This window comes from Cytobacillus eiseniae (assembly GCF_017874625.1).
Classification (GTDB): Bacteria; Bacillota; Bacilli; order Bacillales; family Cytobacillaceae; genus Cytobacillus; species Cytobacillus eiseniae.
Genome location: NZ_JAGIKZ010000016.1, coordinates 76,189 through 89,794, shown reverse-complemented (window position 1 = coordinate 89,794; position 13,606 = coordinate 76,189). Strand labels below are relative to the sequence as shown.

Sequence of the window (13,606 nt, the reverse complement as noted above, 5' to 3'; positions counted from 1 at the left end):
CCATCATCAATGCTATGATGGACTTTGCATTTGCTTTCACACCGCGTTTTGTCCGTCATCAACGCTATGATGGACTTTCCCTCTGCTTTCACACCGCGTTTTGTCCGTCATCAACGCTATGATGGACTTTCCCTCTGCTTTCACACCTAGTTTTGTCCATCATCAATGCTATGATGGACTTTGCATCCTTACTGGCCTTTATCTCCCACTCTTTATCCAACCAACATTCGCCCTAAACATAACACTACATTAATAAATTATTCTGGATATAAATTGTTAAACATTCTTTTCATAAAATAGTCATCTTGGCATTTTTCTCTGACTAGTTGGATCTTTTTTCCCTTTTTCACATGCTGATCGATGACAGTCCATTCGGTTTCTTCCTTTTTTAAGTGTACGACTGTGTTTTTATGTTCTAGATCCTTGTAAAAGATATAAGCGGTCGTTGGATCGCCATGAAAGAAGTAAATTCTTTTTTCTCCAGTTGATTCCCCACTTAAATGATCTTTCAAGCTTTCTAAATGAATATCCTTATTTGCTGCCAGGACTGTATACTTCATTAAATCAATTCTATTTATATACATACTCTGATCAATAATCTCTTCATATTTATGACCGAAACTCGTAAAGATATCATTCATAATCCGTTCATTAAATTCCTTATTTCGAAAATCCTTTTTTCGTTCACATTCTACTTCAGACTGTTTTTCTTCTAAAGCAAATGCTGTACCAATGCTCGAAATAAAGAGGAATAGGACCGATAAAATAGATATTTTCAAAAATTGATTCACAAAATCACCTCGTTTTGTATTTTTCCAACGAAGTAGAAAATTATTCAGCATCCTTTCAATCACCAGCTAACATTTGATATTTTTTCTATTAAAATGTATTATTTTTTTTATAGCAAAAAATTGGGGAAGGTGAATTATGGCAGCACAACACAAATCAGAAAGTAAGGTTCATTTTATTTATCGGTATATCATGTTATTGATTGGCGCCTCTTTAGCTGCATTATCCATTGAGTTTATTTTAATTCCGAATACCATTATTGACGGTGGAATTATCGGGATCTCACTCATCATTAATAACCTGACAGGCATTAATTTTGGAATCCTCGTTTTCATCATTAATATTCCTTTTCTATACTCTGGGTATAAATATATCGGAAAAAGCTTTGCTTTCTCTTCACTATTCGGTATTGTCGCATTAGCGGTTGTTGAATCGCAGATGCACTTACTTAATCTTTCTGCTTTTACGGATGATGCTTTATTGGCAGCTGTATTTGGTGGTTTATTATTAGGTGTTGGAGTTGGAATTGTGATCCGTTTTGGCGGCGCATTAGACGGAACGGAGATTCTCGGTATTTTATTAACGAAGAAGCTTCCATTTTCAATTGGTGAGTTTGTTATGTTCTTGAATATCTTTGTTTTTGGCTGGGCAGGGTTTGTTTTAGGCTGGGAACAGGCAATGTATTCAGTTATTACTTATTTCATTGCATCGAAGCTAATTGATACAGTTGTTCAAGGATTTGAAGGAGATACGAAGGCAGCGATTATTATTTCAGATCATTATGAAGAAATTTCAGATGCCATCATCCACCGCTTAGGACGCAGTGTGACTAAGTTAAAAGGAAAAGGCGGCTACAAAGATACGGAAAAAGAAGTGATTTATGTCGTGATTACACGCTTAGAAATCTCTAAGTTGAAGGATATCATTAATGACATTGATAATAACGCATTCACAACGATAATGGATACACAAGAAGCCCATGGAAGTAAATTCAAATCAGCTATCCATTAAAACACAAAATGGCGTGAAGATTTCACGCCATTTTTACTATTTTCCTCACTCTATTCAGATATACTGCTTAACACAATCGCATGTCTACCTTGATCATATTCAATGACTAAATCCTCGACCTCAGCCTTTATATAAGGGTCAATCGCCACTTGGATTGTATTAATTATTTCTACTCGATCGGTTGGTTCCGGTTCATCTAATGCCATCCCCATTTCAGACTTTTCACAGCCAAAGCCAACAAAATAGATGCGGATCCCACTCGCTTGCTGATCTCTTAACACTTGCTTTAATAAATCCCGTGCTTCATTTGTAATCATCATAAAAATCAATCCCCCTATGATAAATTATCATTTAGAGGACCTTTTTGTAAATGGATTATACGCTCAAGACAATCAGATTGCCAGATGGATCTTTCGCTAAATAAGAATGATCCTTTTTACTTACAGGAACTTCTATCCTTTTCAAACGTTCAATAACCATTTCTCTTGCTTCCTCATTTGGAAAAATGAGTGTATATGACGCCAAGCCTACACTGTTTTCAACAGGAGCAGGAGCACCAAGTCCATTCCAAGTATTTAAGCCAATATGATGGTGGTAACCGCCACTTGATATGAACAGAGCTTGCCCACCATAACGAGTCACAACCTCAAACCCTAGCCCTTGACAATAAAATTGTTCTGCCGCATGCAAATCGGCCACATGTAAATGAATATGCCCCATGACCGTTTTTGCTGGAAGTCCACTCCACGGTGTTCCATCCCCTTCAGCCAAAATACTTTCAATATCCAATCGCTCTGTCGTCATATGCACTTCACCATTGTTCCACACCCATGATTCTGCTGGTCTATCCGTATAAATCTCGATTCCATTTCCATCTGGGTCTGCTAGGTACAATGCTTCACTAACAAGATGATCGGATGCCCCCTGTAATGGGTACCCATTCTTAATAAAATGTTCGATTATTTTTGCTAAATCAGAACGTGTTGGCAATAGCAGAGCAAAATGATAGAGGCCAGTCGTACGCGGTTGTTTCGAAACGACCTCTTCAGGCTGCTCAATTTGCAGCAAAGGGGTCTTTCCATCTGCTGTTAAAACCGCTTTCCTCTCCTGTTTCTCCAAAATTTGAAAGCCAATGACTTGCTGGTAAAATGCAATCGCCCGCTCTAAATCTGCTACTTTTATATCAACCTGACGCACAAAAACATTCGGTTCACTGTGAAAGTTCATTATAAGAATTCCTCCTTTAAAACGGCTTGTAAGTTAGTTACTTTATGTAAGTAATTATATTTTTATAATTTAATTATGTCAAGTACCTTTATTATTTCCAGTAATGAAGGTTATAATGTATATAGGAGTGATGAACGATGAACAAAGATCTTATTTGCCCAAGATTTGAAAAAGCCATGAATATTATTAGTCAGCGCTGGACGGGATTGATTATTTACCAATTGCTAAATGGCCCACAGCGTTTTAGCACCATTGAATCTACGATTGGCATTAGCGGGCGTGTCCTATCTGAACGACTAAAAGATTTAGAACTAGAAGGAATCGTTAAGCGAGAAGTCTATCCTGAGACCCCCGTTCGGATTGAATATTCTTTAACTGAAAAAGGGATTTCTTTAGAACCACTTATGAAAGATATTGAAATCTGGTCACAAACATGGATAGAAAAAGACATCCATTAAAAAAGCAATGGAGTCCATTCTCCATTGCTTTTCCTCTTACAAATACTTGCGATGAATCCCTTTTCCGTCATACGTAAACAGCATATTCTTCCCTTCGACAATCGTTTCAATATGGACACTTCTGCCCCAGAGCTGCTGGACATATGGGAGCACCTTTTCTAAATACTTCAGATCAAGCTCAATTCCTTCAAACCAATGCTTTAAATAGAGCTCGCCATTTTTTAAATAATCACCATCATTGACTGTTAAATACGGGAATCCGCCATTTACGCGCATGTTCACTAGTTGGTCACGAACACTTTCCCACTGCTTATCGACTACTTTATAATCCCTTCCCTGCTTTTGAAACAGATACATATCCTCTCGCATGACGAGATCCTTTGTTAAGTAATTTCTTAAAAAGGAGATATCTGATTCGATTTCGCGAACTTCAAACATCTTTTCGCGGCCGGATCCTTCCTTCACTCCACGTTTTTTCATTTCTTCTGTCGGATTATTGTATCTTTCTTCAATATCCTCAAAAATTTTCAAACCTAAATAATATGGATTAATGCTTGTTCTGGAAGGCTGGACGACCCCCGCATTTAATTTTGCAAATTCGAGTGCTTCCCCACTTGTTAAATCCATTTCACGGAGAATACGCTGATGCCAATACGATGCCCATCCTTCGTTCATGATTTTTGTTTCTAGCTGTGGCCAAAAATAGAGCATTTCCTCTCGCATCATCGTCAATATATCCCGCTGCCAATCGGCTAGCTCTCTGCTGTAGCTCTCAATAAATAAAAGAAGATCCTTTTCTGGCTGCGGGGGAATTTTCCTTTTCTTCTTTTTTCGAGTGACTTTCTTTTCATTTCGCTCATCAAGATTCCATAAATCATCATATGGGGAAGCGGCAACAGTATCCTCTTCCTCCTCATATTCCACATCCTCTAAACCCCAAGCAAGCTTTGGCCTCATAAGTGAAGGATCGATATGTTCTTCAATCGCTAATACCGCATCAAGGAACGTTTCAACTTCTTTTTTCCCGTACTCTACCTCATATTGCCGAATCCGTTCCGCTGTAGCAGCCATACTTTCAACCATATCTCGCTTCGTATTCTCAAAGCGAATATTATTTTTGAAAAAGTCACAATGGGCAAGGACATGGGCCACGATCAATTTATTTTGGATTAAAGAATTCGAATCCAGTAAGAATGCATAGCAAGGATTGGAATTGATTACAAGTTCATATATTTTCGATAGACCAAGATCATAGTGAAGCTTCATTTTATGAAATTGCTTGCCAAAGCTCCAATGAGAAAACCTTGTTGGCATCCCATAAGCACCGAATGTATAAATAATATCTGCAGGACAAATCTCATAACGCATCGGATAATAGTCTAAACCAAAGCCATTCGCAATTTCCGTAATTTCCTGGATTGCATATTGAAGTGATTTATATTCCTCGCCAACCATCGCTTCTCCCCCTTTATCCTCTTAACACAATCTATGAAGAAAAAGAAGGATTGATGATTTTTCTAGCAAAAAACGCTATGGCTCATTTATTTTTTGAAGGCTGTTTTCGTAAACATTGTTGCTATTTTACACATAATTGGTAAAGGTTGATTTCCGCGCACGTGTGCTCCCTTTCCGCGGGGTGGGCGCTGAGCCTCCTCGTCATTCAAGCTCCTGCTTAGGTCTCAGCTGTCCCACGCATCCCGCAGGACATTGAGTAGGCTTCTTAGGATTCACACCGCACGAAGGAAATGCGACAGCATTTTCGAGGATCTCGCTACCTTCCGCTCCAATCAACCGACCGACCTTGTTGATCAAACATTTGATTCAAAAGCAACAATCCTTTAGAAAAGAGCCTTTGTGAAACATAAAAAAGATAAGAGAGCCATGACTCCCTTATCCCTGTTTCTCTTCTACACTCATTGTTAATGTCTTGCTATTATCAAGACTATGAGTGATTTTCACAACAACGGTGACTGGTTTTCCATCTTCCTTTACTTGGAATGTAAAGGAATCAGTCACATTCGTTTCAGTTAATTTTTGTCTCCCTGTGTATTCGTATTCCACTACCTCTTCACCTGGATAATCTTCAATAACAACAGCTGTAGCAATTCGCCCGTATTTTTCATAATCTGGCTTTTCACTTGCAAAGGATGAGCCAATCCATCCATTGAAAAACAGACTAATTATAGCAAAAATGAGCAGATACCTTTTCATTCGATCCCTCCATAATAATTATTTTCCTTATTTTCCTCCACTTTTGATTATTTATTCATACAAGACTTATACAGGTAAAAGATGAAAACCCATCAAATCCAATATGACCAACATTTACTGCGGAACATTTCTGCGTCTCCACCGCAAACTATAATCAACTCCTAAATGGAGGAGGCTAAGACAAATGAATAAGACTAATTTGGATTATGATCGGGCGCTCTATTATACGCATCGGTCGGAATGGGACAATTTATTAATATTGATGGTACGGACGGAAGATCAATTTCTTTCAAAAAAAATCGAGTATTTCCTGCATGCATATAACTATGAAAAAGATTACACCGTCATTGAGAAGCATTTATATTCTTTGCTCCGATACATCGATCATGCAAATGAATATTCATTCGATGAACTGCCTGAAACTATGTATCAATTGCCATAAGCATTGAGAATTCCACCAAAATAAACACGATCCAAAATAATGGATCGTGTTTTCCTAGTTAATTCCTTTTCGAACAGCATACAATGCTGCTTGTGTCCTGTCTGCAAGCTCAAGCTTAGAGAGAAGGTTTGAGACATGTGTTTTCACAGTTTTTTCTGTAATAAATAAGGCGATTGCAATTTCTTTATTGCTTTTGCCTTTCGCAATTTCCTTTAGCACATCAAGCTCTCTTTTCGTTAATTCATCTAGTGGATTTGCTTCTTTTTTATTTGATAAATGGGTTAAAAGTTGAGAGGTCGCCTTAGGATGTAATTGATTTTCCCCTTCCTTTAAGGAAAGGATCGCTCGAACAAGCTCATCTGGTTCAACGTCCTTTAATTGGTAGCCAGAAGCACCCGCTTCAAGAGCAGGAATCACATGATCCTGATCAGAAAAACTTGTTAGCATCATGACTTTAACGGAAGGACATTTTTCCTTGATTAAGCGTGTGGCCTCAATCCCATTCAACTCAGGCATTTCCAAGTCCATTAATACGATATCTGGCTGAAATTTTATTGTTAGATCAACTGCCTCTTTTCCATCTTTTGCTTCACCAACTATTTCTAATTCTTGCTGTGTTTTCAGAAAGAAAACTAACCCGCGTCTAACTACATGATGATCATCCGCAATCAGAATACGTATCGCCAATTTTCGAATCCTCCTTATACCGGAATGATGATTTGTATGGTTGTTCCCTTGTCTGGAGAGCTTTTCAGCTTGAATTGCCCCTTTAAATGCTCTGCACGTTTTTTCATACTTTGTAGACCGAGGGTTGGGATTTCACCTTGTTTGTCATCATAATAAAAGCCATTCCCACAATCTGAAATAAGCATTTCCACTTGATGCGCTTCCATCGACAGACGCAGCAACACCTTTTCTTGTCCTGAATGCTTTTTACAATTGGCTAACGCTTCCTGGCCAATTCTCCATAAAGCTTCCTCCACTTTTCCTGGAAGTGAAATCACACCGGATACTTCTGGTTCCACTTTCAATCCAAGCATTTGTCCATAATCCAGCAAAGCACTCGTAATGCCATTTTCTAATCCTCTTGGGCGTAGCTGCCAAATTAATGCTCTCATTTCACTTAATGCTTCCTGTGCAAGATCTTGGATATATGTAAAGGTTTCCTTCGTTTCCTTATCCGCAGTCATCTCTGCACCTCCTCTTGCCGTTAGACGAAGAGAGAAGAGCAGCTGGCTAACCGAATCATGAAGATCTCTTGCTAAGCGATTTCTTTCAGCCGTTAAAGCCGTTTCTTGCTCTACTTCTATCAGCTTAATTCTCTTTAAGGCTGTGCCAATTTGAAAAGCGATCGACTCAAGCAATGCGAGCTCCTCAGGTTCAAAATGTGTCTTATTAGGTGCGCCAACATTAAGGATACCAAATTTTTCATTGCCCGCACGCAAAGGAATGGTTGCATGATGGGTTAGGCCATTCGTGTCCTCCCTTTTCATTGCAAGGGCTGATTCAATTCTTTTACACTCAATAATATTGGTCGCTTTTTGAAGCCGCCCATTATTATAGCGATCTAAGCACCAGCAATCCCCTGTACACATTGGTTCACAATCATTATAGGCCAATGCATGTGGAAGATTTTCCTTTGCAGCAAGCATATGCTTCCCATCAGGCTCAACGAGAAAGATCCAGCCACTGCTTAACCCTGTTACATGCAATAATTTTGCCAGCACTTCTGATAACAGTCCGTTAATTTCTGTTCCTTCATTTAATAATTCAGCAATTTCCTTCAATATACGAATTTCCGAATGATGAGCTTCCACCGATTCCCCTCCCAGCCTTTGTGCAGCTACTTCTTATTATATAAAAAAACACTGAAGAGAAGTTCTCTTCAGCGCTTTTTTATGCAATCGGATAGTTTTGAACAAATGGATGCAGAACGATTTCGTCAATTAACATATGCTTTGGTGCAGATGCCATATATACAACTGCATTCGCCACATCCTCTACTTGCAGCCAATCCTTTTTCTCTGCTAATCCTTGCTTTGATCCGGCAATATACGTATCAACCATTCCTGGATTAACCGTGCCCACTCTAATGCCATATTCCCGTACTTCTTGGGCAATGGAACCAGAGAACCCTTGAACGGCATATTTCGTTGCCGTATATGCGGCTCCATTCGGAATCGTATATCTTGCTACATCTGAGGCAATCGTAATAATTGTGCCTGATTTTCTTTCTTTCATATGAGGAAGAATGGCCTTCACACCTAGAAAAACACCTTGCACATTTACTTCAAACAGACGCTTCCAATCAGCGAATGATGTTTCTTCAATCGATTTGAATAGCCCTAGCCCCGCATTATTGACTAATAGATCAATTTGATTGTATTGCTGGAGGGTTTGTTCAATCATGGAATGCACTTGGTCTTCATTCGAAATATCCGCTTGAATCGCCAATACATCCGGAAAACCCTTTTGCTGTAATTCCTTTGCCGTTTCATTGATCTCGTTAGAGCTTCCGACAATCGCAAGCTTCATCCCTTGTTCAGCAAGCTTTGATGCGATTTCTTTTCCAATCCCTCTTGATGCACCAGTTATAATTGCTACTTGATCGTTTAACATGTTACCAAACATCCTTTCACTAATTCTTGCTGAATGATAGAGATTGAATTTTCTCATCGATCAAATTCATAAAGGCATTCTCAACACCAGTAAGCTTTTGTTTGCTTTCTTCTAATGATACGCCATTTATTCCAAAATAAAATTTAATCTTTGGTTCTGTGCCAGATGGTCGGATACAAACCCATGTGCCATCCTCAAACATATACTTAATCACATTTGATTTTGGTAAATCAATCGTATGTTGTTCCCCATTGCTTTGGGTTCGTACACTTGTTAAATAATCTTCAACGGCCGTGACCTTTAATTCGCCAAGTGTTTGCAGTGGTTCTGAACGGAATGAAGCCAATGTCCGCTCAATCAATTCAGCCCCTTCTTTGCCTTTCAATGTTAAAGAACGAAGACCTTCAAGGAAATACCCATATTGTTCAAAAATACGTAGTAGTACTTCATATGCATTGATCCCATGTTTCTTATAAAATGCTGTCACTTCAGCAGCAAGAATCGCCGCTTGTACCGCATCTTTATCACGGGCAAAATCCCCAATTAAATACCCATAGCTTTCTTCATAGCCAAATAAAAATTGATGCTCGCCTGTTTCATCATATTCCTTCATCTTTTCAGCAATAAATTTAAAGCCGGTTAACACATCCACTGTTTCCACACCAAAAGAAGCCGCAATTTTTCTCCCTAGCTCTGAAGTAACGATCGTCTTCAATACGACGCCATTTTCTGGGAGTGTATTTTTTTCCTTTTTCTGTGAAAGGAGGTAGTGCAGAAGCAATGCACCTGTTTGGTTTCCAGTTAGAAGGATGTATTCCCCTTTTTGATCACGAACAGCAATCCCTAATCGATCAGCATCAGGGTCTGTTGCAATTAAAAGATCAGCATTTGTCCTTTCCCCTTCTTTAATCGCTAATTCAAATGCAGACCTTTCTTCAGGATTCGGACTTTTAACTGTTGAAAATTCAGGATCAGGCAATTCCTGCTCCTTCACAACTTGAACAGAATGATAATTTAATGCCTTGAAAGCCGCTCGAACTGGTAGATTCGCTGTTCCATGTAAAGGGGTGAAAACAATCGATAAATCAACTTCAGTGCTTAGATGTGGATTCTCAGAAATCGTAATCAGATGATCGATATATCTTTGATCCATTTCTTCCCCAAGCATTTTGATTAACCCTTTTTCTTTCAAAACTTCCTCATCCACAACCTCAATTAACAGTTCATTTTCAATTTCATTTACTTTTGAAATGACAATATCGGCACTTTTAGGTGGCAGCTGTGCTCCATCTGAACCGTATACCTTATACCCATTATATTCAGGTGGATTATGACTTGCAGTAATAACAATTCCCGAAAATGCCTGTACTTCTCTAACCGCGAATGATAATTCTGGTGTCGGTCTTAGTTCATTAAAAACATACGTCTGTATTCCTCTTGTTGCTAATGTTTTAGCTGCTTCCATCGCAAATTCGAAAGACTTATGTCTAGAATCATAAGCAATGACAACACCTTGCTCCATTGCTTCTACACCCATGCTTTCTATGTATGCAGCGAGTCCAGCGGAAGCCTTTCTTACGGTGTATATATTCATCCGGTTTGTACCTGCACCGATTTCTCCGCGCATGCCACCTGTCCCGAACTCTAAATTTTTATAAAAAGCATCCTCTAGTTTTGACTCATCTTTTTGTAATAATTGGATTTCAGATAACAATTCTTGATTCAAATGGCTATACTGAATCCATTGCTCAGCCTTCTTTTTCCAATTCATCAATATCCCTCCAAAACTCCATCTTATTAAAACATCTTAAAGAAGAAAAATCCACTCTCCTGCTGCTATCTCCATTATGTATTTCGTTCTAGCAGCCTTTATTCCTTTCAATCATGACAAAACTATGACGAAATTCATACTAATAATTGACTTTGTCTCTCTGTTAATTTACAAAAGTGAAACAGTAGGTCATAATTTTATTTGATAACTTCATTTAAAGGAGCACAATATGGAGAAAACAAAGAAAGATTCTCGCGATTCCTTGTTGTTTATTTCTTGGGCGGCATCTGTCCTTGCTATGTTTGGCAGCCTGTATTTTTCTGAGATTCGTCAATATGAACCTTGTACACTTTGTTGGTATCAACGAATTGTTATGTACCCTTTTGTTGTCATTTTAGGAATAGCAGTCGTCAAGAAGGACTACCGAATTAGCATCTATACAATGGTTTTATCTGCAATTGGCATATGTATCTCTCTTTATCATTATTTAATCCAAAAGGTTGCTTTCTTTGCTGATCATGCAGCAACATGTGGAAGAGTTCCATGCACGGGCCAATATATTAATTGGCTTGGATTTATTACCATTCCATTTTTAGCATTCACTGCATTTGTTAGTATTTTTATTTGTAGCTATTTATTATGGAAAAAGTCTAAGGAGGCAGCATAAGTGAAGAAGATTATCATCTTTTTAGCAATAATCATCCTGCTTTTTATTGGGTTAGGTGTCCTAACAAAAATGCAAAATGAAGAAAAAGTAGCTGAAAATAATCCGTATGAGAAAGATACACTCCATCCTGAAACGGTCGCACAGCTTGATGACCCTAATTATCAAAACCTGATCCTTCCAAATAAATTAGAAGAATTGCTTGATAATAAAGAGGATGTAACCGTGTATTTCTATAGTCCAACTTGCTCTCATTGCCAACGCACAACGCCCGTCGTTTCTCCGTTAGCAAAGGAAATGAATCTTCAATTGCATCAATTTAATTTACTTGAATTCGATCATGGCTGGGATGATTTTGGAATTAAAGAAACACCAACCATTGTCCAATTCAAAGACGGCAAAGAAGTCAATCGAATTACAGGATACCAAGACAAAGAAGTATTTGAAGAGTGGTTTAATCAGAATAGTAAATAGTCCTATAAAAAAACGCCTGCAGATAAATTCTGCAGGCGTTTTTACAATTAGATTAACAATTCATTTGCAGGCTTCGTATATAAGCTAAGCCATTCATTTTTCATCATTCTACTCGTTATGAAATTTTCAAATTGAAAAGGAAATGAAAGGCCAAATTGTTGAAGAATATCTACATTTTTATTAAATGTCTGTTCATATTTTTCATTCAGATTTGATGAATCAAGAATAGCTATAATCGTTTGTAGGCTGACAATCACTTGAGATGCTTCCTTTAATGTTCCAAAGTCTTCAAAATGCCTTGAAGTCGTATGTAGCACATCTAATTCCACAAACCCCTTAATCTCTTCATCCGGAAAATAATTTGGAAAAATAGTAGAATATATTTTTTCAATTAGTACTTTTATTTCCTCCTCCTGCTCAGGAGTTGATGCAAATACAATCTTCACTGAGAACCCACCTCTATAACCTGTAACCAGTTTGTAATATGTAATAAGAATATCATATTCATTCTCCTTTTTAGGGTGGTAATTACAACCATCTAACGGGTAAACTACATATATTATGCACTTGTGAAAAATTGGTTGTATAGAAGGAGTCAATCATTATGAAAACAAAAAAAATGGGTGAATGGTACGAAATAAAAATTAATCAAGAATGGGATGGATTATCGATTGATTCTATATTTAGACAAGTTTGGCAAGCGCCTAAAAAGCAAGTTCATTCATTACGAATGGAAAAGGGAGTAAAAGTCAATGGAGAAGATCGAAGCTGGAATCTTCCTTTACAGGCAGGTGACCGCTTACAGCTGAAACTATTTACAGAGGAACCTTTTGGTGTGGTCCCAACATACCAAGATGTGGATGTATTATATGAGGATGACCATTTAATTATTTTTAATAAACCTGCGGATATGGATACCCATCCTAACGATCCTGATCAAACAGATACCCTTGCAAATGGCGCAGCCTATTATTTACTATCAAACGGAGAACAAAGAAGAATAAAGCATGTTCATCGGCTCGATCGTGACACTACAGGTGCTGTTCTATTTGCTAAGCATGCGCTTGCAGGCTCGATTCTTGACCGACTGCTTGAAGAAAGAAAGATTAAGCGAACGTATCATGCACTCGTTCATGGGAAGTTAAAAAGGAAAAAAGGAACGATTCAACAGCCAATTGGCCGAGACCGTCATCACCCGACTAGAAGGAGAGTTTCTCCAACTGGTCAGTCTGCCATTACTCATTATGAAATTCTAGAATATGATGCGAAACAAGATCAATCGTTCATCCAATGTCAGCTAGATACAGGGAGAACGCATCAAATTCGTGTTCATCTAGGTCATATAGGTCACCCAATCGTTGGTGATTCATTATATGGAGGGAAACCAATCTTTTATAGACAAGCGCTGCATGCGGCAAAACTCGAACTCCCTCACCCCTTTACAAATGAAACGATACGGGTTGATTGTCCGAGTGAATTTTAAATGAATATGGTTTGTACGAGCGAACCGTTAGATAAGCCACTACGTCCAAACTTAATTCCTGCCGCAAAAAAAACAAGGGCCTTCCAATAGCTGGAAGGCCCTTTTAACCTCATACCATTAATCAGTGGATTTTCTAAAAGCTCTCATCAATAGACTTAAAATAAATACAAGTGCAACTGCACCAATTAAAGCAGGGATAATGGCAAAATCAGCAACTACTGGACCCCAATTTCCAAAAATTAATGAACCTAACCAAGCACCGACAAAACCAGCAATGATATTCCCAAACACACCTCCAGGGATATCCTTACCTACAATCATTCCAGCAATCCAACCAATGATTCCACCTATAATTAATGACCATAAAAATGTAAACATCCTATCACCCTTTCGTGTTTGTAAATAGTTTTCGTCAAAATTCCTTTTTTATTACAAAAAAATTTACAAGAAGCATTTT

17 protein-coding genes are annotated in these 13,606 nt (G+C 38.2%); 6 read left to right on the top strand and 11 right to left on the bottom strand.

Annotated elements, in window-relative coordinates; all coding sequences use genetic code 11:
• Window positions 1-257: 257 nt before the first annotated feature.
• Window positions 258-791, bottom strand: coding sequence for a hypothetical protein (locus J2Z40_RS13660; protein WP_157087801.1), 534 nt, complete (start codon window positions 789-791; stop codon window positions 258-260).
• Window positions 792-927: 136 nt separating this feature from the next.
• Between J2Z40_RS13660 and J2Z40_RS13655 the strand changes: the two genes are divergently transcribed.
• A complete protein-coding gene (locus J2Z40_RS13655; protein WP_066392495.1) occupies window positions 928-1,800 on the top strand; it encodes a YitT family protein in 873 nt (290 codons plus the stop codon).
• 50 nt (window positions 1,801-1,850) lie between these two features.
• On the opposite strand, the gene J2Z40_RS13650 is transcribed toward J2Z40_RS13655, so the two are convergent.
• Both J2Z40_RS13650 and J2Z40_RS13645 read right to left on the bottom strand, forming a co-directional pair.
• Window positions 1,851-2,120: an iron-sulfur cluster assembly accessory protein gene (locus J2Z40_RS13650; RefSeq protein ID WP_066392493.1), complete on the bottom strand. Its 270-nt coding sequence runs from the start codon at window positions 2,118-2,120 to the stop codon at window positions 1,851-1,853.
• Window positions 2,121-2,175: 55 nt separating this feature from the next.
• Window positions 2,176-3,027, bottom strand: a complete 852-nt coding sequence (locus tag J2Z40_RS13645; RefSeq protein ID WP_066392491.1) for a VOC family protein — start codon at window positions 3,025-3,027, stop codon at window positions 2,176-2,178.
• A 137-nt stretch (window positions 3,028-3,164) separates the two neighbouring features.
• Here J2Z40_RS13645 and J2Z40_RS13640 point away from each other — a divergent pair, with 137 nt between their 5' ends.
• Window positions 3,165-3,485 carry a winged helix-turn-helix transcriptional regulator gene (locus tag J2Z40_RS13640; RefSeq protein WP_066392489.1) on the top strand — a complete coding sequence of 107 codons (321 nt, stop codon included), beginning with the start codon at window positions 3,165-3,167 and terminating at the stop codon, window positions 3,483-3,485.
• A 36-nt stretch (window positions 3,486-3,521) separates the two neighbouring features.
• Here the strand turns inward: J2Z40_RS13640 and J2Z40_RS13635 are convergent, their stop codons facing one another.
• Window positions 3,522-4,940: a SpoVR family protein gene (locus J2Z40_RS13635; RefSeq protein ID WP_066392487.1), complete on the bottom strand. Its 1,419-nt coding sequence runs from the start codon at window positions 4,938-4,940 to the stop codon at window positions 3,522-3,524.
• Window positions 4,941-5,375: 435 nt separating this feature from the next.
• A complete protein-coding gene (locus J2Z40_RS13630) occupies window positions 5,376-5,696 on the bottom strand; it encodes a DUF3889 domain-containing protein (RefSeq protein WP_066392485.1) in 321 nt (106 codons plus the stop codon).
• Between the two features lie 184 nt (window positions 5,697-5,880).
• On the opposite strand from J2Z40_RS13630, the gene J2Z40_RS13625 reads away from it, so the two are divergent.
• A complete protein-coding gene (locus J2Z40_RS13625; RefSeq protein ID WP_066392483.1) occupies window positions 5,881-6,138 on the top strand; it encodes a YhdB family protein in 258 nt (85 codons plus the stop codon).
• Between the two features lie 54 nt (window positions 6,139-6,192).
• Here J2Z40_RS13625 and J2Z40_RS13620 read toward each other — a convergent pair whose 3' ends face one another.
• The 4 genes from J2Z40_RS13620 to J2Z40_RS13605 form a co-directional block, all read right to left on the bottom strand.
• Window positions 6,193-6,825: a response regulator gene (locus J2Z40_RS13620; RefSeq protein WP_066392481.1), complete on the bottom strand. Its 633-nt coding sequence runs from the start codon at window positions 6,823-6,825 to the stop codon at window positions 6,193-6,195.
• A 14-nt stretch (window positions 6,826-6,839) separates the two neighbouring features.
• Window positions 6,840-7,970, bottom strand: a complete 1,131-nt coding sequence (locus J2Z40_RS13615; protein ID WP_083953852.1) for a GAF domain-containing sensor histidine kinase — start codon at window positions 7,968-7,970, stop codon at window positions 6,840-6,842.
• A 64-nt stretch (window positions 7,971-8,034) separates the two neighbouring features.
• Window positions 8,035-8,757 (bottom strand): SDR family oxidoreductase, encoded by a 723-nt coding sequence (locus J2Z40_RS13610; protein WP_066392476.1) that lies wholly within the window; start codon window positions 8,755-8,757, stop codon window positions 8,035-8,037.
• Between the two features lie 19 nt (window positions 8,758-8,776).
• Window positions 8,777-10,528 carry a phospho-sugar mutase gene (locus J2Z40_RS13605; protein ID WP_066392475.1) on the bottom strand — a complete coding sequence of 584 codons (1,752 nt, stop codon included), beginning with the start codon at window positions 10,526-10,528 and terminating at the stop codon, window positions 8,777-8,779.
• Window positions 10,529-10,757: 229 nt separating this feature from the next.
• Here J2Z40_RS13605 and J2Z40_RS13600 point away from each other — a divergent pair, with 229 nt between their 5' ends.
• The gene (locus J2Z40_RS13600; RefSeq protein WP_066392472.1) at window positions 10,758-11,195 is read left to right on the top strand and encodes a disulfide oxidoreductase; all 438 of its coding nucleotides are present in this window, start codon (window positions 10,758-10,760) and stop codon (window positions 11,193-11,195) included.
• Window positions 11,196-11,666: a DUF6568 family protein gene (locus tag J2Z40_RS13595; protein ID WP_066392471.1), complete on the top strand. Its 471-nt coding sequence runs from the start codon at window positions 11,196-11,198 to the stop codon at window positions 11,664-11,666.
• Window positions 11,667-11,713: 47 nt separating this feature from the next.
• On the opposite strand, the gene J2Z40_RS13590 is transcribed toward J2Z40_RS13595, so the two are convergent.
• The gene (locus J2Z40_RS13590; RefSeq protein ID WP_066392469.1) at window positions 11,714-12,112 is read right to left on the bottom strand and encodes a DUF5365 family protein; all 399 of its coding nucleotides are present in this window, start codon (window positions 12,110-12,112) and stop codon (window positions 11,714-11,716) included.
• 158 nt (window positions 12,113-12,270) lie between these two features.
• Between J2Z40_RS13590 and J2Z40_RS13585 the strand changes: the two genes are divergently transcribed.
• Window positions 12,271-13,149, top strand: coding sequence for an RluA family pseudouridine synthase (locus J2Z40_RS13585; RefSeq protein ID WP_066392467.1), 879 nt, complete (start codon window positions 12,271-12,273; stop codon window positions 13,147-13,149).
• Between the two features lie 117 nt (window positions 13,150-13,266).
• Here J2Z40_RS13585 and J2Z40_RS13580 read toward each other — a convergent pair whose 3' ends face one another.
• Window positions 13,267-13,527 (bottom strand): GlsB/YeaQ/YmgE family stress response membrane protein, encoded by a 261-nt coding sequence (locus J2Z40_RS13580; RefSeq protein ID WP_066392465.1) that lies wholly within the window; start codon window positions 13,525-13,527, stop codon window positions 13,267-13,269.
• Window positions 13,528-13,606 lie beyond the last annotated feature (79 nt).

Bases quoted from the DNA above. Each gene is read 5' to 3' on its own strand.
- J2Z40_RS13655 (WP_066392495.1), top strand. From the start codon at position 928: ATGGCAGCACAACACAAATCAGAAAGTAAGGTTCATTTTATTTATCGG.
- J2Z40_RS13650 (WP_066392493.1), bottom strand. From the start codon at position 2,120: ATGATGATTACAAATGAAGCACGGGATTTATTAAAGCAAGTGTTAAGA.
- J2Z40_RS13645 (WP_066392491.1), bottom strand. From the start codon at position 3,027: ATGAACTTTCACAGTGAACCGAATGTTTTTGTGCGTCAGGTTGATATA.
- J2Z40_RS13640 (WP_066392489.1), top strand. From the start codon at position 3,165: ATGAACAAAGATCTTATTTGCCCAAGATTTGAAAAAGCCATGAATATT.
- J2Z40_RS13635 (WP_066392487.1), bottom strand. From the start codon at position 4,940: ATGGTTGGCGAGGAATATAAATCACTTCAATATGCAATCCAGGAAATT.
- J2Z40_RS13630 (WP_066392485.1), bottom strand. From the start codon at position 5,696: ATGAAAAGGTATCTGCTCATTTTTGCTATAATTAGTCTGTTTTTCAAT.
- J2Z40_RS13625 (WP_066392483.1), top strand. From the start codon at position 5,881: ATGAATAAGACTAATTTGGATTATGATCGGGCGCTCTATTATACGCAT.
- J2Z40_RS13610 (WP_066392476.1), bottom strand. From the start codon at position 8,757: ATGTTAAACGATCAAGTAGCAATTATAACTGGTGCATCAAGAGGGATT.
- J2Z40_RS13605 (WP_066392475.1), bottom strand. From the start codon at position 10,528: ATGAATTGGAAAAAGAAGGCTGAGCAATGGATTCAGTATAGCCATTTG.
- J2Z40_RS13600 (WP_066392472.1), top strand. From the start codon at position 10,758: ATGGAGAAAACAAAGAAAGATTCTCGCGATTCCTTGTTGTTTATTTCT.
- J2Z40_RS13585 (WP_066392467.1), top strand. From the start codon at position 12,271: ATGAAAACAAAAAAAATGGGTGAATGGTACGAAATAAAAATTAATCAA.
- J2Z40_RS13580 (WP_066392465.1), bottom strand. From the start codon at position 13,527: ATGTTTACATTTTTATGGTCATTAATTATAGGTGGAATCATTGGTTGG.